Origin of the sequence: Scytonema sp. PCC 10023 (assembly GCF_963920835.1) — a bacterium.
GTDB lineage: Bacteria > Cyanobacteriota > Cyanobacteriia > Cyanobacteriales > Nostocaceae > Kalymmatonema.
In genome coordinates this window covers 82229-103934 of sequence record NZ_CAWUDP010000020.1, presented here as the reverse complement: position 1 = coordinate 103934, position 21706 = coordinate 82229, and the positions used below count along the sequence as shown (strand labels likewise).

Here is a 21706-nt window from a genome sequence, read left to right as displayed (position 1 = left end):
CAAACTCACAGCTCAGAGGAGGTTGGTACTGCCATCTTGTGGACTTTGGTCCATAAAATCTCAAAAATTCAACATCGATTACCAATCAATGGCATCGCTAACTCATAATACTAACCCAGGACAGTGTAATCCGGTAGATACTGAAAATTCAGTGTCAGGAATTTAATCCGCTTGCACCCTGCTGAATTTCCTATCGCCCTGATGCCTGTTGATTTGAGTAGATTCTACTATTGTTGCTATCTGTGTCAACCGTACAAATTAATTTCCAAAGAAACTTCATATAGTTAAAATCTTTGCTTCATGATCAATAGCCTTTCTTTACATACTAAAGATAGAGGCTGTGTCATCATATTGAACTACTATCAGAGTGCAGGTATTTGCTAGACAAACGTCCAAGAGGGCAGTTGCCAACTGCGGTTGAAGCAATTTCATCCTGCTCTACAATAACAGCCATCAGATTTTCTACATAGCGTGCTGAATCCTGAGTTGTAAATCCATCCACACGGGTTAACCGGAGGATAAAACAAGGAAAAAAAGCTTTTTTTCTCCCTAAATAAATTGTCTGTATGAAATCTTTTTCTCAGTACTAAATACTTCGTCCGGAAAATAAAAAATATTATCATTACACTCTACCATCCGGGAAGACTGCCGACCGGGAGCGACAGCACTAGATATTCAGAACTATTTTGGTCATGGTTTGGTTATCACTGGTGGAAATATATCAGCGATCGCGATGATTAAGGCAGGAAAATCCAAAGGTGAAATACTTGCATCTTCTGGAAGAATAACTTCACTTTGATATCTCTCCTGAATCGGTTCTCGAAACACATGGAGTTCGCGGTTATTAACATCTAGTACCCAATAATCTAGAATTCCTGATTGAGCATAGACCTTAGCTTTAGTCTCGCAATCGTATTTAAAGCTACTGTCTGCTACTCAACTATAAAATAGACTTTTGATGCAATGAATTCCACTCGTTCCTCTGGGTGAAAAATTTCCGCTCCTGCCATTTTGTGGTACTCCTTCAGTGTCCCAAACAGAAGAGTGAAAGGCACTTCTTTGATCTGCATAGTTTATCCACCTAACGTATACATTAGATCTTCTTGCATTCATTCCAAAAAAAAGAATAATTAACCACAGATGGACACAGATGGACACAGATGGAATCAAACAGATGCAATCTTGTCTATTAATACTAAGTTGCAGATCAAAACCTTACCCCTAACCCCTCTCCTTAGTAAGGAGAGGGGAAATAAAGCGCAGCTTTATTGGGGTGAGGTGATACGTATGAACGCAACTCGGTATAAAGAGTGTTAAACCTATCTTAGCGAGCGTTGCTTCGCAGCAATATAGATAACCCCCCATAACCAAAGGTTGTGGGAGGATAATGCGAGGAGGAATATTAAATTTTAGTTATTAAATGACGCACTTTGAAGTATAGACCAATGGTTAACTTGTTTATGCAGCTCGCTTAAGTGAGCCATCGGCGTACAACTCTAGTGGTACCAGTTCAATTTTGCCATTAACTTTTACTTGGGAGTAAACAACTTTTACGAGTGGAGAATTATTTTGGTTATAACGCACAGACATAATGTACCTCTTATCTTAGTAAAAATATTTTTTGTGTAATTTTGTTCTGTTGGCTATGATTGATTTAAAGGTTTTTTGCTCAGCTTTAGCATAATTTTATCTTTAGTTATAATTCATAAAATTTATTTAAAGTTAAAGACAAAAACGACTACCTACTGATAAAAAATTGAAAGAATTGAAAATTTAGAGTATATTTCTCTAAAACCTGAAAAACTAGCTTGTATGTTAACAGGAGACAACAAATTCATTTCTTAGTTAAACCTGCAATATCATTGCCTATTGCAGAAGTAGTCTTGGTGCTAACATAATCTACTTCACAGTCTCAGGGTTGTATTCCGGAAACAGCGTACAAAATCAACTATGAAAACAGCGACTCAACTGCAAGCTCGTCTTGAATGTTATTATCAGCAAATCAAGACAATCATCCTTGCCCGTCAGAATCCGATTACAGGTTTGCTGCCTGCGAGTACAGCAATAACGGCACACGGTGATTATACCGATGCTTGGGTACGTGATAACGTTTACAGCATTCTGGCGGTTTGGGGGTTGGCACTTGCTTACCGCAAGGTTGATGAAGACAAGGGACGCGCCTACGAGTTGGAACACAGCGTCATCAAGCTGATGCGGGGTTTGTTGTTTGCTATGATGCGACAAAGCTCTAAAGTAGAGCAATTTAAGCATACCCAATCCCCTTTGGATGCTTTACACGCCAAGTACAACACTGCTACAGGTGATATCGTTGTTGGCGATGACGAATGGGGACATTTGCAACTTGATGCCACGTCAATATTTTTACTGATATTGGCGCAGATGACTGCCTCAGGGTTGCAAATCATTTACACGTTTGACGAAGTGAATTTCGTCCAAAATTTGGTTTATTATATTGGGCGAGCCTACCGTACTCCCGATTACGGTATTTGGGAACGAGGCAATAAAATTAATCATGGCAACGCAGAATTGAACGCCAGTTCTGTAGGGATGGCAAAAGCCGCCTTGGAAGCCATTAATGGCTTGGATTTATTTGGCGTACATGGTTGTCAAGCATCGGTGATTCACGCGCTGCCAGATGAAATCGCCCGTGCCAGGATTACGCTAGAATCTCTATTGCCGAGAGAATCGCCATCAAAAGAAATTGATGCGGCGCTGTTGAGCGTGATTAGTTTTCCGGCGTTTGCGGTGGAAGATGTGCAACTGCGCGATCGCACCCGCAACGATATCATCAATAAACTCGAAGGAAAATACGGTTGCAAGCGCTTCCTGCGCGACGGACACCAAACAGTTTTAGAAGACACAAACCGTTTGCACTACGAACCGTTGGAACTCAAGCAATTTGAGCATATTGAGTGTGAATGGCCTTTATTTTTCACCTATTTATTTCTAGATGGTTTGTTTCGTGGCGAACAAGAGCACGTGAAACATTACCAAGAGCGTTTAGAGTCTTTATTGGTTGAACATGATGGCTTGCATCTGCTGCCAGAACTTTATTATGTCCCAGAAGAATTTGTAGAGGCAGAGAAGTTAGCACCCCAAAGTCAGCCGCGTTTACCCAACGAAAATATTCCCTTAGTGTGGGCGCAGAGTTTGTATTTTCTTGGTCAAATGTTGAGTGAAGGGTTAATAGCGGTTGGAGATATCGACCCTTTGGGAAGGCATTTGTACATGGGAAAATACCGGGAACCTTTGGTACAAATCGCCTTACTAGCAGAAGATGAGGATTTACAGGGAAAACTCGCAGTTCACGGCATTGAAACGCAAACGCCCAAGCAAGTAGAACCAATTCAGGTGCGACAAGCAGATGACCTTTCAGCCATGTATACTCAGATTGGGCGCAACGATAAACTTGGTTTAACTGGGCGTCCTGTGCGGCGTCTGCGGAGTTTGACAACATCTAAAATTTTTCGGATTGGTGGCGAGACAGTTGTCTTTCTGCCCTCGTTTTTGGATGCTCAAGTTTTCTACTTAACTCTTGATTACCATTTTTTGGTGTATGAAATTAAAAGTGAACTTGCTTACATTCAAAAATATTGGATTGATTTAGGGCGTCCTATCCTCACTTTAATGTTAACTCACACGATGTTGGAAACCGGTAGTGAGGCATTACTTGCCCTAATGCAAGAACTTAAAGATGGTGTTTGTAACGGTGTCCGGGTGAAATTGGGGCGGCTTAATCAGTTGATGTTGACAGCTGGAACTCAACGGATTGATTTTCTTCAAGAAGATTTTGAATTTTCTCAGTCTTCCGTCAAAGATGCTGCGCTGCGCTGCTCTTATCTGATTTACAATCCAGACAAAAACTGGACTTTAAAGCATACTCAAGAATTCCAGATGGAGTGTGAAACCAACTTAAAATTCTTGCTTTCTTCTTTGCGCTCATCAGAAAATCTTTACGAGCAAATTGAGTTGTTGCAGACTTTGATTCGTTTGGAAGGGCTAGAGTTTGATACAGGCTTTGGCGGACCGGGGCGTCCCGTGACGGTGGCAGATTTGCTCGATGAAGTTTACAGCAAAGCAGGTGCCTCGGGCATTTGGGCAGTTGTGCGTCGTGCTGCGGGGTTGCGGCAAATGAGCGATATCGGCTTATCGGACGTAGTGACGAGTATTGTGGTGCGCGGCAAGCAAATTGCCGTAGGTAAAGCTTATAGTGAAGCTTCGCTGATAACTTTGCCACTGTCGCACAGCGAAATTGTTGAGAAAATCAATCACTTTTGTCGGGAGGATATCAGCGATCGCGTTCTGACTCAAGAAATTCTGATTAATCTGAGTAACTTAATCAAGTCAGAACCGGAACTGTTTAAAGGACTCCTGACACTCAGAGTCGGCTATTTCATCCTTTTGATTACCAGCGAACTAGCACGGGAGCTTAATGTCACCCAAGATGAAGCATACGAACACCTCATGCAACTCTCGCCTTTTGAGGTAAGAACACGGGTGCGTCAGGTATTATTTGAATACGCTAGCATGAGTCAGCTGTTACGCCAGCAAGAATCATTGCACGTAAAACAAAAAGAAAGTGACATTGATTGGGTGGTGCAACCAGGACTTATTGAGGAAATAGAAGTTGCTCCCGGTGGTTGGCGGCGGTTCCGCCAAGCCGAGGGAGCAACGGGACGCGTGCCAAAAGAGTTTTTCCAGAATGTTTGGCTGTTGATGGAACACTGCAAAGGCTTGGTGATTGGTGATAAATTAGAGCGCCGAAATCGTTTGGATAGTGATTTAATTCTGGCGGAAATGACACCAGGGGAAAAGAATTTTGCTCTGCAGGTAGAGCATCTGTTGAATAAAATTGAGGCTCCCGAGTACCGACAAGTTAATATCGAAACGTTGATGGAACTGGCAGCAATTGTATCCAACAACCCCAACTTGCACATCGAAGAATATATCGTGTTGGATGTGTTAATTGGTCACGCTGTACGATTGGCATGGTTGGAAGGTAATCCTGGAAGAAGGGACCGGTACGATGAGGATAAAGCGAGCGCATGGCGATCGTTTTACAACACTTCTCCTAGAGAGTGCGCCACCTATGTTGTCAAGGCGTTCAGGTTCTTGACCGAATTTGGGCAAGATATAGCAGCTTAAGTAAGCTTAGGTGCGTTAACGCCGTGTTACGCACCTATCTAAAGTAAGAAATATGAATTAGATTCTTTTCCTAAAAGAAACAAAAATATGAATCAAGTAACGATAGAACTCCCCCCAAATATTTCCATTGAGGAAGCACAACTGCTGCTGGCGGTTAAGCTGTTTGAAACTGGAAAACTATCATTAGGACAAGCTGCAAAGTTAGCAGGTTATTCCGAACGAACATTCATAGACTTACTCGTGAACAACAAGATTCCCGACTTCTTCAAGAAGTCGGGAATCTGAGCCTTTCAACAATTAGGTTTAAAAGTTATTGGTACAGTGGGAATGCTACTACGCGCCAAACAAAAAGGTGTCACCCCTTCGGGGAAGTCAAAAGTCAAAAGTCAAAAGTCAAAAGTGAAGACCCCACGGATGAATCCAGGGGCTTGAATAAAGTTGCTCCGCATTTTTTATTCTCCAGAAATAAATTTCGGGGCTTGTATCCTTTTCTTTTTCGGTCATTGCTGAGGTGAAACCGCTGTTAACTGCATTAGCACAAGTAGATTTTCGCATTGCAAAGCCTTTAGTTCAGAATGCTTTACGCCTTGCGGGGAATTGTGAACTGAGAGAGGCTTAAGCTATGTTGTGAAGGTGTTAAGTGAGGGAATTTGGGCAAGACATAGCAGCTTAAGCGTCGAGTGTGCTCTACTTTATGAAAAGCCACCGCTTCATCAAAGTGGGCTATAAAATTAAAAGGGATTCAACCCAAGTTTTGGTATCAAATACTCTCTCACAAGAGATAAAAAGTGTTCATTCTACGACACTTCTCTCAGAGATTGTGCCAGTTATATTTTGAAAGCATTTCGTAATTTTATTGCCTAAATAAAATTACGAAATGCTCCTTAGAAGAGATTTTGCAAGCAATGGCAAATGACTTTTGTCTGAGGCTTGTGATTCAAATAATTCTCAACGAACCTAAATTCTTGTTAATAGGATTCGGTGGACTGACTAATTTACTCTGTAGTTGTGCTGATGAGAATGAAAATGCAAATGAAAAAGCGCCAGAAGAGTCAATATTTATTTCGCAATCGCTGGATTGACAGACAACGAATTGTTCGCAACATGGAGGCTTTCCAAGACTTAATTGTGATTGTCCTGTGTTTGGGTATATTTGCCTATATGGTTATAGAGTTGTGGCAGATATTTACCGATATTGTGGTGCCATTAGATCATCAACAGGTAACTGCAAAAATACTATTTTTGTTGATTTTGGTCGAGTTATTCCGACTCTTAATGGTCTACTTGCAGGAGCATAGCATCGCTGTAGGGGTGGCTGTGGAGGTCACAATAGTATCTGTACTGCGAGAAGTGGTTGTTCACGGAGTGCTGGAAATTTCTTGGGTTCAAACCGCATCAATTTGTGGGTTACTGTTTATTCTGGGTGGGCTACTGCTAGTGTGTGCTAAGACGCCACATATGGATCACATGATTAGTAATAGTAGCTATAGTGCTTTTAATAACAGTGATCATGAGCAACAGGAAAACGGGGGTAAATTGCCACGTTCAACTCAATATGAGGAGATTGGTTAAAGGTAGGAGGTATTTTTATTTGATTCCCACGTCTATCTAGGAATGCACCCTCATTGTGGTTGTTGTTAGAGTTAATTGTAAATGATTTGACATAATTCCAGACTATACTGCAAGGTTGGTCTGGAATTCTCAACAGTCATCTCTCATATAGCAATCCGGTTTTATTTCTGAAAATTGACCTTCTTCAGATCCCCGACTTCTTAAAGAAGTCGGGGATCTTGTTTGTTCACAAATCCAAGGGCGGACTGCTATAGCAATTGGATTTTATTTTTGAATTTTTTTAAGTATATACATTGATATATTTAATATATATTTGACAGCTTTTTTAGCAATTAAGTAGGTAGTATAAATAATTAAAGGTATGTAGTAAGCGCTTTAGCGCTAAAGGGCTAAATTTCAGGAGTTGGTAAGTCGCGTAGGAAGTAAAAGCGATCGCGTCTCCAATTTTCTCCTTTGATTCGTCCCAAGTAGCCTGTTAATGGTGAGGAAAGTTCAATCAGAATTTCGTGCATTTCTTGAGGCTGTAATTTATAAAATGAAGTAGCGCTGAACGCACCATGAAGAGAATCAACGCTTGCTCTTTCAAAGCCCGTATTTTCTAGATATTTTTTCACAAGCTGCACAAGCTGCGATCGCAACTTGATATCTTGATTAACTTTGGTAATATATTTTTCAACTTCCTGGTCAGATTGACCTACTTTTAGGTATTCTTTTAGTTGAAACAAGTCTACTGAATTAGGATAGCTAGTTTGCAATTTTACCAGCTTCTCAAGTGTTTCCGGGTTAATAATAGTCATACTATGTACTTTGGCAGCATCTTTCAGTTGGGTTGTAGGTTCTCCAGGACCAATAATTAATTTAGTAGCTTGCTCAAATAGTTCTTGGCTTTGCAGACGTAGCGTTCCTAAGTTTAGTAGTTGCACTGCAGTGTCGTTGGGAATCTTTTTACCTGCTTTGCATTCCCCAATCAGTGGGTATGGCTGTGAACAGAATACATCTACACCACCAGCACCACCTTTGTGGAAATAATCAACTGTAAATCCTAAAAACTCTAAGCTCTTACGAACTATATTTTCAAATTCTGTTCCAGCTTGATAGTTGCTTTTGCCCTGATCTTGTTCTTTGCTGCGATCGCCTAACGCTGCAATGTTGTTTATCCAAGCTAAATCTGGATCTGGTTGCTGGATAAGTTCTTCTGTAGTCCAACCTAAAAATCCTTTGATATCCTGATCTAATTGTTTAGCCGCTGGGTTGGTGATGGTAAGGGAGGCTAAAGCACTCTGTAATTCTTCCAACTCTGGATGCAGTGGCGGTTGACGTGTTTCTAGTTGGTGTTTGCGGATGGCAAAGAGGCGATCGCTCAAAACAGGTTTGGCTTGAGAAACCGTCACAGGCTGTGGTAAAGCAACAAATTGGCTGTTTTTCTTGACAGGAACTTGAATTGCTATGGGTAGGTAATAAACGCGCAGGTAAGCAAGGAAGATGTTTTGCCGTTGCTTGAGTATTTCTTGTAAAGCTTCTTGTGTCCAAATTGTTAGTGAGGATAAAGCAGCTAAAGATTTCATATCATTTAAAGTTTCGCACAGTTCACACCTTGCCCAAGCTTTAATCAAAGCTGTTTCAGCATTTACCTTGGCAAGAGAGGTTTGGGCAACTGGCAAAAAACCTGAGTGATAGTAATGCTCAATTGGCAACAGGTTCATTGAGGCATCAGCTGGACATAATGCAAACTGCCGTCCTGGATATATAAACATATCGAGCATAGCTGCAATCATTCGTCCTTGCAACAAAGCCTCTATATCTGCCGCAGGCAAGCGCAAAGCGGTATTGATTAAAACATAATTACTCATTATTCTCCAAGGAATCTTGTACAGCCACACCTACCAGACTCACAACTTGTGGTAAATGTACCTTATCTTTTCAAATCTCTTCATCAATAGCTTCGTCAGGAACTTGCCCGGATGGATCGCTAAGGATTTCACGAATTAGATAATTGTCAAGCGCTATCCGCTTTTGTACAATGAAATCAATGATTTGCTCTTTGCTTAATTCATAATCTTCACGAGCATTCATGACAGAATTAATTGCTAAAAGTGGCTTGATGTCCTCCTTCTTCAACATTGCCCATTCTCCACCCAGTTGGGGAGATAAAAGTTCACTCAAATACTGTTGAGCTCTAGCAGCGTTGCGGCTAACTTGCTTAGAACGAACTAAGCAACCACGAGTCAAATCAAATTTTTTGTATTCTATTAAGCGTCTCAATGTCGCCTGAATCAAACTCCCGCTTGAGTCTTGAAGAACTGCTACTCCAATTTTGACAACTTTGCCGTTCTCTTTACCAACTATTTTGAAGTCAATGAATCCTTTGTCTGCACTTCTAGCTTTAACTTCTGTAATCTCCTCAATTTGTACCTTTTCTACAGTTTCTCCTGTGAGGGTGGAGAGGTTTAACCGGAGTGCTTCAGCAAGTTTCGCTTTATTCTCCATATCATCATTTATAGTGTTTTCAACAGCTACGAATTCCTTGTTGTAAGCATCTTCTACCTGATGCTTGGGTGGCGTCTTATCGTTCCAGTTTTCTGCACACCATTTCAAAACGTTTCGGACGATTGGTCTTTCTTTGCCCATTTGTCTCAGTTTACCTTCATCAAAAGGATAAACTTGGTGAGGCGGTGTTAGTTCTTTTTGCTCATAGAAATCCTTCAACCACTGAGAAACTAAAGCAACAACATCTTCAGAATTGGGATGTTTTAAATCAATAACTTTTTCTCCAATCCGGTCTATTACGGCTTCGGCATAAGGTAAGGCTTTCACCTGATCCTCCCAGGTTTCAGCATACATAGAACTTAGGAGAACACCACGTTTCATAGTGTTGTATAAATCTTTAGCCAAACCAGCAGCAACTTGTGCTTTAGTAAAGCCTGCATTATTACATTCAGGAACATCTAATTCATCAAAACAAACGACTATCGGTTTGTAATCACTAATTAAGTCGAGAATTTGACGAGCCGTAGTAAAGGATTCTGCTTCTTTATCTTGGGTACTTGGGTTTGATAAACCCATTGCATCCGCTTTTAACTGCGGTAAGCTTTTTCCAGAAAGCCAGTTTATGGCGTAAGTCTCATAACCTGGCTCAGAGGAAAGTGTCCACATAATAGCTGTGATGATGTCAGGGTTTTCGATGTCAGGCTTAACTGCAAGCACTCTATCCGTCAAATGTTCAACTACTTTCGGATTTCGTGTAAAGGCTTCAGTAAATTTACTAACCATCTGCTCAGAAGTATAGCTTTGGTTAAATGCTTCATTATGAAGAGCTGTTGCCAATTCCCGCCACTGGCTAATACCTTCGCTACCAATTTTTTTGAGGCTAGTTGCCAAGTTTCGTAAAAATTCAACTTTAATTCGATTTAAGTCCCCACACTCACTCATGTAGACAAACAAAGCACTACCATCAGTTTGCAAACGGTGGCGAATGCGACTGATGAGGTGGCTTTTTCCTAGTCCTTTTTCAGCGGTGATAGTAATGCCAACAACTTGTCGCTGTCGGGTGCGAACTTTTTCAATTGCCTCAAAAACAGTGTCTGAAGCATGGGCATTTAAGGAGGAAACGTCAGGAAAACCTTTCGTCCATATATCTTGGCTCCTAACTACTAAAGGTCTGTCAAAGGGGTTTTGACTTTTAATGGCGTTGATGAGGTCAGCAATTGAAGATGGTGAGCTAGTCATGAAGCGGTATGAAGGAAATATTGATGAGGAGCCAGTAGAGAATAAACAGCAGTGAGACAATAAGGTTTATGAGTTTAGACGCTTGGCATAGCAGCGTAGTCCACTGATTTGTGTGGTAATCGAGTCTTCAAGTTTGGCTGGGTCGTTGTCTGGTAAACTGCCACCTTGCAGTTGCAAAATATCGTTAGCCTGCATTTCCAGCAGCCAATCACTGAAATCAGAACGGCTAACGCGATCGCCTACTTCCCTTCTAATCCGATAAATCGGCACCAAATCATTCAGGTTATAGTCGCGGTTAAGCTGGTCGTAAACTTCCAACGCGACTTGTTTAAACTCGTCGTAAGATTTAATCCCACTCTTCACCCCATTAGTTGATGCACTTGCAGCTACCGGACCATTGATTTCACCAATCCACTTCAGCAATGCATTAGCCGTCCAAGTTCCAACAATAGTTCCTTCAAACCTAAAATCCGAACTTTTCAAACCCTCACCCAGCACCTCTAAACCCGCAGGAGATACTAGAGAGTAGCCTTTTTTGGAAATGGCGATCGCTCCTTTTTCCTCCAATTCTTTAAAGATGCTCTGATAATCTGCTACCTTCTTGCTTTTGGTAACAATTCGCTTCGTCAGTTCACCTTTCTTCACTTCCTGCTTTGCTCCTCCCAAATCCCACAAAGCCAGAAGGAGACGAGTTTTCGCTTGAGTTTCGATACCTTGTAAATTTTTTGACGGCATATTAATAGTTCTATTTGCTACAACTAGTATAGTTTTTAGTTAAACACTGCTATTTATGTATTTTTACTTAAAATAACCGTGTATTTATTTTTGCTATATTTTACTGTAATGTATCTCCACAAAAACTCAACACTGATTTATCAATGTCTCGGTTGTAACTTTAATTGTTTAAATTATTTATAAATAAACGAGATAGATAGCCCTCTAAATAATTTTTTTATAGCGGTTCTCACCTTGCTTAGATATGACAGGAGCGCCATCCCTAAAGCCCCTCTCAGCAAGATTTAGAGGAGGAGTATTTCTCCCCTCCTCGCTTGCGGGGAGGGGTAAGGGGTGGGGTCAAAATCGTACTGCATCCAAATGCAAACAAAATACAGTAATAAAGCTTAAAAAAATTGTTATATATTTAACGCATATTTCCTGAGGATGAATGCAGATTCTCTCAAAGGCAGGATGGATAACTTGAGAAATTACATCATGATTGCAATCAAACCGTTTATTTGTGCTGTTGTCAAAGAACGGCTAGTGTTCTTTCTGTCGTACCTTGAAATTACAGAAATTCCTTCACGGTTGTTTGTTGTAACAGCACGCATTTAGCAAATGCAGGGTGATGAGGAAACATAATGATGACGATATCCCCAAAGCGTAAAAGAGCTCCGCTTCCAGTGGCTATCTTTCTTTCGGCATTACTAACAGTACCGATACTGAGTGGTTGCGGTGGAGGTTCCCAAACTGCTGCGCCACCGCCACCTGTTAACGATACCGTTGGTAGAAATGTAAATAATCCAGCCCCCGCAAACCAACCACAAGAAGCTAAGAAGGGATTGTCTACAGGGCAGAAAATAGGAATAACCTTGGTGGGAGCCGCTGCTCTTTACTACCTCTACAACCAACGAAAGAATGCTAAAGCAGAGGGAGCGCAAGGCAAGTACTACCTTTCTAAGAACGGGCGTGTATACTACCGCGATGCTGAAGGTCGCCCTCACTGGGTATCACCTCCATCCGAAGGAATTCGAGTTTCAGAGTCAGAAGCGCAACAGTACCGGGATTTCCAAGGATATAACGGGCGTCAAACAGGTCGCACTTTAACCGACATAGCTCCACAAGAAGCCCCCGCATTTTAAATAAAAAGCCGTTTGTTCGGGATAGCACTTAGGCGCACGCAATAAGGCAACCTAAAACGACAAAAAAACAACGGCACAATTAACTACCGAAATAAAAAGGAGATACGTTATGGTAGACGACTTTTTGCGAAAGGCAAAGGATTTTATTGTTGGGTCGAACGACGATGAGCGCCAGCCACGTCCAGCAAGTGAAGATCCATATGGAGATCCAGCCGATCAGGATTACTACAGTAACGCTATCCCCGCAAGTCAAGACCCCTACGGCGACCCTGCGGATTCCTACGGGCAGTATGGCAATGTCATCCCCGCCAGCCAAGACCCATATGGCGACCCTGCGGATTCCTACGGGCAGTATGGCAACGTCATCCCCGCAAGTCAAGACCCATACGGCGACCCTGCGGATTCCTACGGGCACTATGGTAACGTCATCCCCGCCAGCCAAGACCCATACGGCGACCCTGCGGATTCCTACGGGCAGTATGGCAACGTCCGCCCAGCAAGTGAAGACCCATACGGCGACCCTGCAGACCAAGAGTATGGTAACGTCCGCCCAGCAAGTGAAGACCCCTACGGCGATCCTGCTGATCAAGGTTACCGATAATTAACGCCCAAAAACAATTCTCGACTGATTACAGCCAAGCCCAATATAGACTCCGCCCGCATCTCCGCTTTTAGGGAGCTTAGGGAAGGGGTCTTTTTGTTTTTTTATAGGTACTAAAACAGACATAAGATTATATGAAATCCGGCAAATTATTCTTAATCACAGTACCCCACCCCCAACCCCTCCCCGCAAGCAGGGAGGGGAGCAAAAGCGCAGATAAACGCGGGGTGGGGTTTTCCAGGTATGGGTAATTAAAAGCACATGAAACTACCCAAAATCACAGCACCCCACCCCTGACCCCTCCCCGCAAGCGGGGAGGGGAGCAAAAGCGCAGATAAACGCGGGGTGGGGTTTTCCGGGTATGGGTAATTAGAGCGACATAATATCACCTAGTAACAGCAGCAAAAATTTCTTGTGCTCTATCAAGATTTTTACGTACTTCTTGGGCGCAAATATGCAAAGCATTCCTTTCTGCATCAGAGAGGTTTAATTCCACCACTTTCTCAATTCCGCTACGTCCTAAGCGACAGGGAACACCGATAAAAATATCATTTAAACCATATTCACCTTGGAGGTACGCCGCCACTGGCAACAGTCGCGACTGATTCAGCAAAATCGATTCCACCATCACGCAAGTCGAAGAAGCAGGGGCAAAAAAAGCACTGCCTGTTTGCATGAGTTGCACAATTTCTGCACCACCGTTACGAGTACGCTGCACTAATCGCTCAATTGTCGCTGCATCGAGCAATTCTGTAATCGGAACACCATTCACAGTAGCATAACGCGGCAAGGGTACCATTAAATCTCCGTGGCTACCCAGAACCATCGCATTGACATCTTGAGGAGAAACTCCCAATTCCATTGCAATAAAGGTTTCTAAGCGTGCTGAGTCTAAGACGCCAGCCATACCCATAATGCGATCGCTTGGAAGCCCGGTTGCTTGCCACGCTAAGTAAGTCATCACATCCAAGGGATTTGTGACAATTATATATATAGCTTCCGGAGAATAAACAATTGCTTTGTTTGCGGCTTCCACCACAATCTTGGCATTTGCCGCGAGCAAATCATCCCGAGTCATGCCAGGTTTGCGGGGAAAACCTGCCGTAATGACTACGACATCAGAACCAGATGTCTCAGCATAGTCGTTTGTACCAATAATGCGACGATTGTGCAGTTCAATTCCCCTTGCCTCCATCAAATCGAGTGCCAGTCCTCGGGGCATACCCTCGACAATATCAAGCAACACGACATCTGCTAGATTTTTTTCGGCAATGCGTTGCGCTAAGGTACTACCAACCTTGCCAGCACCGACAACGGTGACACGGGGTGAATGACACATATTTAGGGAGGAAGGGGAAGATCTCATAATTGCAGTACCTGTGCTAATGGTTGAGTGTTATTTAAATTCTTCAAGTTGATCCTGACGTAGCCACATATTTGGTGTTGGCACTTTCCCGAACTTCACAAGGGCATAATCACCTTTGATATCTACAACTTCGCCCTTGGTTTCAAACAGATAGGAAGGAAAACGTGGGTCACTGGCTTGTGCTTCTAGACTGTTTTCCAGCTTCTCGCGGACAGCGCGAACCATATCTCCTCTTTTTACAGCCATGAGTTTCCCTCTTGAGTATGTAAATTGGTTGTATTCAGGATCTTAGCTCGCACGAAGTCCTTCTAGAGCTAGGAGTTGCCTCCTCCCTAAGTGTGTCGGGAAATGCCTTCATACATTCGTTAGATATCAGTTCGTTTTATGGCTGCTAAATTTGGATTTCTCAAACTTCCTACTGGTAGTAGCTTGTCTCAAAATCCACGCATTGCAACCGCAGACGCACGCAGACATACGCAGATAATTTCTAGATAACTATCTGCTTTTATCTACGTTTATTCAAAATTCCGAATCTCAAATCAAAATTGTATCAGAATAATACAATAATTTTTATACATTAATTTTTCACTTTAAGTTGCAATCTTTTGGATTTTTAATTTGAATTGCTTATCGTTGACACTGAACACAATAGTGGCTTGAACGCCCAGCTAAGCGAGTCCGTGCAATTGCCGTACCACAAACTCGACAGGGTTCTCCAGCGCGGTTGTAAACCCAAGCAACACCACCGTAGTTACCGTTGATGCCCTTGACATTCAGGAAATTACTAAAAGTTGTGCCACCAGCCTCTATACTGGCTTCTAACACTTGAATGATGCAGGAACGCAAACGCTCAATTTGCTCTGGCTGCAAATCTATACATAAAGTTTCTGGCAGGACTCCACTGAGAAACAGCGCTTCATCAGCATAGATATTACCTAAGCCCGCCACCACAGACTGATCCAAAAGTGCCGTCTTTATTGGACGGCGACGGTTCCGCAGTTTTAGCGCCAAGTACTCGACAGTAAATTCGGGTGAAAAGGGATCTACTGCTAGTTTTCCCAAACCTGTGATAATGCTTTCTGGTGGCACTCCTGGAGGTACCCACCACATTTGACCGAAGGTACGTTGGTCAACAAAGCGTAATTCGCGTTCATCTCTAAAAAATAACCTGACTCGCGTGTGCTTGTGTAACGGTTCATCTTGATGCAGCCACAACAGTTGACCGGTCATTCGTAGATGAACCCCCAGCCAGCCATTAGGGGGGGATGAGGGAGTGAGGGAGTGAGGGAGTGAGGGAGTGAGGGAGTGAGGGAGTGAGGGAGATGAGGGAGATGAGGGGGATGAGGGAGATGAGGTGAGTTCGGCTAGGAGATATTTGCCGCGACGATGCCAAGTTGCGATGGCTACGCCGACGCCTTCGGCGTACGCACTCCCTTTGATTCCAGTTACAAACTCTTCTACAGAAAACGGGTAGGCGATGGTGCGTTTAAGCAGCACATCTCCACCCGTAATTTCCTGGTTAAGGGTTAATTGATTCAAACCCCGCCGGACTGTTTCAACTTCAGGCAGTTCAGGCATCTTTTTTAGGAGATCAGCAGATGGGGGAGATGGAAGTATCAGAGGGATAAGGGGGATAAGGCGGATAAGCCAGATGAAGGGCATAGCTCCCTCATCCTCCTCATCTTCCTCATCCTCCTCATCCTCCTCATCCTCCTCATCTTCCCGACTTCCCCATGATAATCTGGCGCGAGCCTGTTACTTCTTCGCCTTTGCCTGTGGAGCTTCAACCTCTATGAGTTCTTCCAGACCATAGTTATTGGTGTTGACGCCAGCGTAATTTACCTTGTTAAAACGGACAATCACAGGGTATTTGATACCGCTTTGGTCAATAGACGCTACGGTTCCTACATCCTGATACCAGTAAGATTCCCGGCGGAGAATACGTACTTTAGAACCACGTTGAACCATGAGTTTCTTCCCTTTGAGTTATCAATCGCCAATATATAAGGCTAATTGATTTCACTCTACAACCAGGAGGTCTCATCAAGAGGCTTTGTTAAGTTATTTATCTTGCCAGAGGTTGTCTGTTGAGGAACTTATACGATCAATTTTTGTCATCTGGAGTAAAGAGGGAATAAGTTACAGGGTGCAGCGAACCACGAACCTACGGGATAGGTTACAGGGTAAAGGTTATCAGGTGCAGGGGATAGGTTACAAAAAATAGGTTGTTTGAGTACAGCGCAGGCGAGGCATTTAACTCTCACCTACGACTTGTTACCTATTCCCCATTCTAGATTCTTCAAAAAAAGTGTAAAATTCTCCTTGACAAAATGCCTGGGATCGCTTAACTTCATTGGTCGCGAGGACTTTTCTGAGATAACCTTATGCTTTTGTCAAGACAAACACGCTGCCCTCATTACCTCTACCAATACGCAAATTGTCATCTATATAAGTTATATCTAACCAGCCTTGTTGTTCCTTACTATTTAAAGGAAAATCAATTGCAGTGAGTTTTTTACCAACTTCGATTTGTTGGATAAAACTCTCTGGAGAATTGTAGCCTAGTAAACGTTGTAAACCGATAATTGATCGCTCAAATTTTACGTTGACGCGCCGACTTGAGACTGGCTCAAATTTTGCAGCAACGCTGACTATACCTTCAAGAAAAGGTAAGCCATAAATTTCAGCTATGTTGTAAACACTGTTAGTTTCTACGCGGATACACTGATAAATTTGACCAAGTTTGTACAGTGGTAAGCTATCAATGTTTAATAGAGCCTTGCTAGTGGTATATATTAATCGCCAATTACCATTTAGCAAATTTGTTGCTTCAACTGGAGAAGGTGTAGGATTTACATCTTCCAAATTTGCAATTGCCACCAAAATAGCTTGTTTGTCCTGCTCTGTAGCAAGCAGACCGCGATTTTTACCAGCAATTGCTTCTAAAAGATCTGTCTTTCCAAGCATCGTGTGTCACCTCAAAAACATCAGTATTAAGAAAATATTGATGAACTATGTATAGTGCCATACTAATGATGAATTGGCTTTCAATTTTGCCTGATCAATAAATAAATAAAAAATTTTTTGTCGGATCTATCAGTCAAACAGTTGAATGAACAAGTAAATCGGGCATTATCAAGTGATAAACTCTAAGTGTCTAGTTACCTTCCCCTTTTATTGTCTTCTGTAGATATGCTAAATTCTCCTTTGCGTGAAGTACCCCGAAACCAGCGGGCATCTGTAATTCCATTAAAGCAAGAGTCCTCCCTACTCGACTGGTTGCAATCTAACGGTCGTCTGATAGCACGTGATGTTCTTGAGCCTGATTTTCTAGATGACGAAGAAGAGATATCAGAGTTTTTGAGTACTGATGACGGCATTGGCGAATATGACTTCGATGACGACGATGATGCTGCTCCTGATGAGGAGTAAATAATTCTGGCTGAAGGTATATTGGCATAGATAGTCCCAATTGTTTAGTTTTGCAAGTGTGGAGTGAAGGGAAGTTTCCGTGGACGCAAAATTATCTCCTGACCAAGGATTAAGCATTATCAGTGGCATAGGTCTGGTCTCTTTACTGGGTGTAAGTCTAGGTGTATCAGCACTGGTGTTAGATTGGGTGGCGAATAGGTTGCCCTGGCAAGGTATGTCGCTCACCTTGCCATTTTTATTCTGCGCGCTGGCTTCAGCCGCAGCCGGTTTCTGGGCAATACCACTACTACAAGCACTGAAAACAGGGCAAATCATCCGCGAGGATGGTCCGCAGGCTCATCTAAAAAAAGCAGGTACACCGACAATGGGGGGCATTTTCTTTGTTCCCGTGGCAGCGATCACTGCTTGTGTATGGTCTAGCTTTGCAACAGAAGTGCTAGCCGTTTCCGCTTTAACATTAAGTTATGGATTGATTGGCTGGATTGATGACTGGCAAATTCTGCGCCGCAAGTCTAATAAAGGTATATCTCCTCGGATGAAACTAGCTTTGCAAGTCGGTTTTGCACTAGCTTTCTGTCTGTGGCTGTTTTTTACTCAACCTTTTAACATTACAACAATTGCTTTGCCTTTGGGTTTTTCTTTACCCTTAGGGTTGCTGTTCTGGCCTTTGGCTGGCTTTGTCTTGGTGGCAGAAAGTAACGCCACGAATCTGACTGATGGTATTGATGGCTTGGCAGCAGGAACGGTGGCGATCGCACTGCTCGCATTAGGTGCCCTAGCTGCACCCTCCTCGCCTGGATTGATGGTTTTCTGCGCTTGTATGAGTGGCAGTTGCTTAGGATTCCTGGCACATAACCGTAACCCAGCCCGTGTTTTCATGGGAGACACGGGTTCCTTGGCTTTAGGAGGGGCTTTAGCAGCAGTAGGTTTGTTAAGTAACACCTTAGTAGCACTGTTCATTCTTAGCGGAATCTTCTTCGTAGAAACCCTTTCCGTCATGGCGCAGGTTGGCTACTACAAAGCTACCAAAGGTCCTGATGGCAAAGGCAAGCGCCTGCTGAAGATGGCACCGTTACATCATCATTTGGAACTTACTGGTTGGTCAGAACTGCAAGTTGTTGCCGTCTTTTATATAGTTAGTGCCATTTTGGCTGTCATCTGTTTAACAATTGGTCGCTTATGATTCTTTCAGGAATTACTTGAATAAAAAATAATGACCTCCTCGCATAGAGGGGGTTGTTTTTTTACCAAAAAAGAACGATAGGTACAGAACTCAGAAGTCAGAATATTAAACGCGCTTTTTGAGCATGAATTAAGAGTTAACTCATCGCCCCCTCGTCCCGCGCTATAGCGGTACTCCGTGAGCGCGCCGGGATTGAAGAAGGCGGACAGCGACGATTGCATCTTTGACCTATACTTTTCACGGGAAAGTGCGGGAAAAGATGCATGAGGAGTTGTCAATCTCCCCGGAATAAAACGAAAGGACGTTGTATTATATAAGTGGTTGCGACCCACCCACTCGACTCACAACAAACGGCGACAGTAGCAGAAAGGATGCTTGCCAAGACGCTTGTGCGAGAGAAAGGGGGAAAGATTCCGGTCACTGGTACGCATCGGTTACGCCCTGCGGTAAAAGATAAGCCACACAGGAATGTACAAAAAAGTTTTACTGCCTTCGGAAGGAGGGCGGCTGCCTGGGTTCTAATACTTGCCAACTCGTAGTTGTCTTGCCTAGAAGCGGTTGGAATGAACAAGTACTAGATAAAGCTCGCAAGAGTAGAGAGGACGAGTAAGACCATCACCGGGTTTAGTCCCGGATGTCCCAAAGTGACATTCCCAACGTGGCATCGACCTGTGAGACAGGAAGCCCCCACTATATTAGGTACTCCGAATTAGTGGTGGGTACTTCACCTTAACTCATCCCCCGGCTATCAAAACTAGGCGTTAGCTTGTTTTGATTTAAAGCCGGAGGATTTCGAGTCATTAGTCCTTAGTCCGAGCGTCAGAGCGTAGTTTTTCATGATATGAGTGTGTTTAATCATACTAATGACTATTGACCAATGACTAATGACTAAGACGACGAGGCGACGATTCCTCCCACCCCGCGCGTGGGGATGGGCAACCGAAGTCGTCTTTCGGTGAGTTCGACGAACCTCTCCCACCCAACCTCCCTCTCCTGCAAGGAGAGGGAGGAGTTACGTAAAAATGGGATTTTTAAGCCTCTCCCCTTGTAGGGGAGAGGTTTGGAGAGGGGTCAAATCAGGATACATCGAACTCACGTAGAGTTAAGGTTGCTGAATATTGGTCTTTATGCGTTCGCGGAGCGTGGCGTTAGTCATAACGTGCTGTAGGCATAGCCCCCGGATAAATCCTTTGGAGACGAACAAACTTTTTCCGTACTTAAATCCCCCGGATTCTCCTTGTGGGGATATTCTGATTACTGTGTTCTGTGTTCTGCGTTCTTCTTACTTACGCATTTGTCCAACAAGGTGAACGAGTTCTGGCAAAATCAGTTTTTCCATAGCCAGTCGCACTGCATTACTTGAACCAGGAAGGGAAAAGATAAGTTTTTTTTGATAAACACCAGCAACAGCGCGAGATGCCATAGCTCGCGAACCAATTTCTTGATAACTTAAAAAGCGGAACAACTCACCAAAGCCTGGCAGAATTTTTTCCAGCAAGTTTTCAATAGCATCGTAGGTGGTATCCCTCGGGGCAATACCTGTGCCACCATTGAAAATCACAACATCCAAATTTGGCTTCTCACCCACCATTTGCATCTGGTTTTGAATCTGCACAGGTTCATCTTTGACAATCGTGTAAGCTTCTACTATATGATTGGCATTGCGGAGTAATTCTTGAATTAGCTGACCACTTTTGTCTGTTTCTTTTGAACGTGTATCGCTGACAGTTACGACAGCACAACTTACCGCTATGCCTGGGGAATCTGGGTGAGGAATGTGCGTCATAAGTAAACTATAGAGTTTTTGTTATTAGTCATTTGTTCGTTATTTTGTGTTAGTTGTTGGTTGTCTTGCTAACGACCAACCACTAACACTAATTAATAACTAATAACTGCTTAAGATTTACTGAATTCCAGACCGTTTTCTTCAGCATACCTTTGCATAAACCGCATAAAGCGCTCCCATTCTTCTGTTGATCTCATCACGTAAACTGCTTCTAATGATTCTGGCTTGCCGTTGATGAATTTACCCTTGACTTCGCGGGTGACAATTTCTCCTTCTTCGTCAATTAAGTACATCCCAGTGATTTCATCGGTGCTGTTGCTCTCTAAAGCTTTGGGATTTTGGAAGATAAACGTCGCTGTTCCGCTGTCACCCGACTGTGAGCGCGTTAGGCGCACGTCTGGAACTACATCTTCGGTTATACCTCTGGAAAACTGAATTTGAGCCATGATAAGTGAATTTAAACTTTTGTTATCGGTAGTTTAATATTCTCTCACCATTTAGTACCTGGCAGTCTAGCTGCCGCTGAGATTTTTCTTTTCAGTATAAACCCTTATGCCGCTTCTCGCTCTAGTAACAAAGTAACAGGACCATCATTCTCAATAGAGACTTGCATCATAGCCCCAAATTGACCTGTTTCCACTCGTAAACCACTTGAGCGTAACTTGTCAACAAAGCGGTTATATAACTCTTGTGCTATTTCAGGAGCAGCTGAACGGTCAAAAGAGGGACGGCGACCTTTGCGACAGTCACCGTAAAGCGTGAACTGACTTACTACCAGCAATTCGCCACCAATTTCTAGTACAGATTTTTGCCAACGATCACCGCCTTCTTCATCAGGAAACAGCCGCAATTCCAGACACTTACGTACCATCCAATCAAGTTCAGCATCAGTATCAGTATCGGCAATACCAACGAGCAAGTTTAGCCCTCGTCCAATTTTACCGACTATTTCACCGTTCACAGTCACTTGAGATGATTTGACTCGCTGGATAATGACGCGCATTCCTATTTTGGA

At 43.1% G+C, this 21706-nt stretch carries 23 protein-coding genes and 1 pseudogene; 9 read left to right on the top strand and 15 right to left on the bottom strand.

Annotated elements, in window-relative coordinates; genetic code table 11:
- Positions 1-690 precede the first annotated feature (690 nt).
- The 3 genes and pseudogenes from ACM0OZ_RS14570 to ACM0OZ_RS14560 all read right to left on the bottom strand — a co-directional run.
- A pseudogene (locus ACM0OZ_RS14570) lies at positions 691-876 on the bottom strand (Uma2 family endonuclease); the annotation flags it as partial.
- 56 nt (positions 877-932) lie between these two features.
- Positions 933-1070 carry a hypothetical protein gene (locus tag ACM0OZ_RS14565; RefSeq protein WP_414583532.1) on the bottom strand — a complete coding sequence of 46 codons (138 nt, stop codon included), beginning with the start codon at positions 1068-1070 and terminating at the stop codon, positions 933-935.
- A 388-nt stretch (positions 1071-1458) separates the two neighbouring features.
- Positions 1459-1590 carry a hypothetical protein gene (locus tag ACM0OZ_RS14560; protein ID WP_414583531.1) on the bottom strand — a complete coding sequence of 44 codons (132 nt, stop codon included), beginning with the start codon at positions 1588-1590 and terminating at the stop codon, positions 1459-1461.
- A 360-nt stretch (positions 1591-1950) separates the two neighbouring features.
- Between ACM0OZ_RS14560 and ACM0OZ_RS14555 the strand changes: the two genes are divergently transcribed.
- The 3 genes from ACM0OZ_RS14555 to ACM0OZ_RS14545 all read left to right on the top strand — a co-directional run bounded on the left by ACM0OZ_RS14555 (position 1951) and on the right by ACM0OZ_RS14545 (position 6738).
- Positions 1951-5166, top strand: coding sequence for a glycoside hydrolase family 15 protein (locus ACM0OZ_RS14555; protein WP_414583530.1), 3216 nt, complete (start codon positions 1951-1953; stop codon positions 5164-5166).
- An 87-nt stretch (positions 5167-5253) separates the two neighbouring features.
- A complete protein-coding gene (locus ACM0OZ_RS14550) occupies positions 5254-5451 on the top strand; it encodes a UPF0175 family protein (RefSeq protein WP_414583529.1) in 198 nt (65 codons plus the stop codon).
- A 741-nt stretch (positions 5452-6192) separates the two neighbouring features.
- The gene (locus tag ACM0OZ_RS14545) at positions 6193-6738 is read left to right on the top strand and encodes a phosphate-starvation-inducible PsiE family protein (RefSeq protein WP_414583528.1); all 546 of its coding nucleotides are present in this window, start codon (positions 6193-6195) and stop codon (positions 6736-6738) included.
- A 389-nt stretch (positions 6739-7127) separates the two neighbouring features.
- Here the strand turns inward: ACM0OZ_RS14545 and ACM0OZ_RS14540 are convergent, their stop codons facing one another.
- The 3 genes from ACM0OZ_RS14540 to ACM0OZ_RS14530 form a co-directional block, all read right to left on the bottom strand.
- Positions 7128-8588 (bottom strand): DUF1802 family protein, encoded by a 1461-nt coding sequence (locus ACM0OZ_RS14540; protein ID WP_414583527.1) that lies wholly within the window; start codon positions 8586-8588, stop codon positions 7128-7130.
- Between the two features lie 70 nt (positions 8589-8658).
- Positions 8659-10464, bottom strand: coding sequence for a hypothetical protein (locus ACM0OZ_RS14535; RefSeq protein ID WP_414583526.1), 1806 nt, complete (start codon positions 10462-10464; stop codon positions 8659-8661).
- A 66-nt stretch (positions 10465-10530) separates the two neighbouring features.
- A complete protein-coding gene (locus ACM0OZ_RS14530; protein WP_414583525.1) occupies positions 10531-11199 on the bottom strand; it encodes a hypothetical protein in 669 nt (222 codons plus the stop codon).
- Between the two features lie 426 nt (positions 11200-11625).
- Between ACM0OZ_RS14530 and ACM0OZ_RS14525 the strand changes: the two genes are divergently transcribed.
- The 3 genes from ACM0OZ_RS14525 (at position 11626) to ACM0OZ_RS14515 (ending at position 12924) form a co-directional block, all read left to right on the top strand.
- Positions 11626-11796, top strand: coding sequence for a hypothetical protein (locus ACM0OZ_RS14525; protein WP_414583524.1), 171 nt, complete (start codon positions 11626-11628; stop codon positions 11794-11796).
- Positions 11797-11822: 26 nt separating this feature from the next.
- Positions 11823-12323 (top strand): hypothetical protein, encoded by a 501-nt coding sequence (locus ACM0OZ_RS14520; RefSeq protein WP_414583523.1) that lies wholly within the window; start codon positions 11823-11825, stop codon positions 12321-12323.
- Between the two features lie 109 nt (positions 12324-12432).
- Positions 12433-12924 carry a hypothetical protein gene (locus ACM0OZ_RS14515; RefSeq protein WP_414583522.1) on the top strand — a complete coding sequence of 164 codons (492 nt, stop codon included), beginning with the start codon at positions 12433-12435 and terminating at the stop codon, positions 12922-12924.
- A gap of 385 nt (positions 12925-13309) precedes the next feature.
- Here ACM0OZ_RS14515 and mdh read toward each other — a convergent pair whose 3' ends face one another.
- From mdh to ACM0OZ_RS14500, 3 genes are all read right to left on the bottom strand, one after another.
- Entirely contained in the window at positions 13310-14290 is a 981-nt protein-coding gene (gene mdh / locus ACM0OZ_RS14510) for a malate dehydrogenase (RefSeq protein WP_414583521.1), read from the bottom strand.
- Positions 14291-14320: 30 nt separating this feature from the next.
- The gene (locus ACM0OZ_RS14505) at positions 14321-14536 is read right to left on the bottom strand and encodes an NAD(P)H-quinone oxidoreductase subunit O (RefSeq protein ID WP_073636319.1); all 216 of its coding nucleotides are present in this window, start codon (positions 14534-14536) and stop codon (positions 14321-14323) included.
- A gap of 381 nt (positions 14537-14917) precedes the next feature.
- The gene (locus ACM0OZ_RS14500) at positions 14918-15868 is read right to left on the bottom strand and encodes a DNA-formamidopyrimidine glycosylase (RefSeq protein WP_414583520.1); all 951 of its coding nucleotides are present in this window, start codon (positions 15866-15868) and stop codon (positions 14918-14920) included.
- Positions 15869-15941: 73 nt separating this feature from the next.
- Between ACM0OZ_RS14500 and ACM0OZ_RS14495 the strand changes: the two genes are divergently transcribed.
- A complete protein-coding gene (locus ACM0OZ_RS14495) occupies positions 15942-16103 on the top strand; it encodes a hypothetical protein (protein WP_414583554.1) in 162 nt (53 codons plus the stop codon).
- On the opposite strand, the gene ACM0OZ_RS14490 is transcribed toward ACM0OZ_RS14495, so the two are convergent.
- Complete coding sequence (locus ACM0OZ_RS14490; protein WP_414583519.1) at positions 16046-16258, bottom strand: photosystem I reaction center subunit IV; 213 nt, start codon at positions 16256-16258, stop codon at positions 16046-16048. The two genes, ACM0OZ_RS14495 and ACM0OZ_RS14490, sit on opposite strands and share 58 nt — an antisense overlap.
- A gap of 414 nt (positions 16259-16672) precedes the next feature.
- On the bottom strand, positions 16673-17257 hold the full coding sequence (locus tag ACM0OZ_RS14485; protein WP_414583518.1) for a PAP/fibrillin family protein: 585 nt from the start codon (positions 17255-17257) through the stop codon (positions 16673-16675).
- A 225-nt stretch (positions 17258-17482) separates the two neighbouring features.
- Here ACM0OZ_RS14485 and ACM0OZ_RS14480 point away from each other — a divergent pair, with 225 nt between their 5' ends.
- Together ACM0OZ_RS14480 and mraY are read left to right on the top strand one after the other, a co-directional pair.
- Positions 17483-17722, top strand: a complete 240-nt coding sequence (locus tag ACM0OZ_RS14480) for a DUF3134 domain-containing protein (RefSeq protein ID WP_041037964.1) — start codon at positions 17483-17485, stop codon at positions 17720-17722.
- Between the two features lie 79 nt (positions 17723-17801).
- Positions 17802-18905, top strand: coding sequence for a phospho-N-acetylmuramoyl-pentapeptide-transferase (gene mraY / locus ACM0OZ_RS14475; RefSeq protein WP_414583517.1), 1104 nt, complete (start codon positions 17802-17804; stop codon positions 18903-18905).
- Between the two features lie 754 nt (positions 18906-19659).
- On the opposite strand, the gene ACM0OZ_RS14470 is transcribed toward mraY, so the two are convergent.
- From ACM0OZ_RS14470 to dtd, 4 genes are all read right to left on the bottom strand, one after another.
- Positions 19660-19884, bottom strand: coding sequence for a hypothetical protein (locus ACM0OZ_RS14470; RefSeq protein WP_414583515.1), 225 nt, complete (start codon positions 19882-19884; stop codon positions 19660-19662).
- 303 nt (positions 19885-20187) lie between these two features.
- Complete coding sequence (locus ACM0OZ_RS14465; protein WP_414583514.1) at positions 20188-20691, bottom strand: MogA/MoaB family molybdenum cofactor biosynthesis protein; 504 nt, start codon at positions 20689-20691, stop codon at positions 20188-20190.
- A gap of 110 nt (positions 20692-20801) precedes the next feature.
- Positions 20802-21137, bottom strand: a complete 336-nt coding sequence (gene psb28, locus ACM0OZ_RS14460; protein ID WP_414583513.1) for a photosystem II reaction center protein Psb28 — start codon at positions 21135-21137, stop codon at positions 20802-20804.
- Positions 21138-21241: 104 nt separating this feature from the next.
- On the bottom strand, positions 21242-21694 hold the full coding sequence (dtd, locus tag ACM0OZ_RS14455; RefSeq protein WP_414583512.1) for a D-aminoacyl-tRNA deacylase: 453 nt from the start codon (positions 21692-21694) through the stop codon (positions 21242-21244).
- Positions 21695-21706 lie beyond the last annotated feature (12 nt).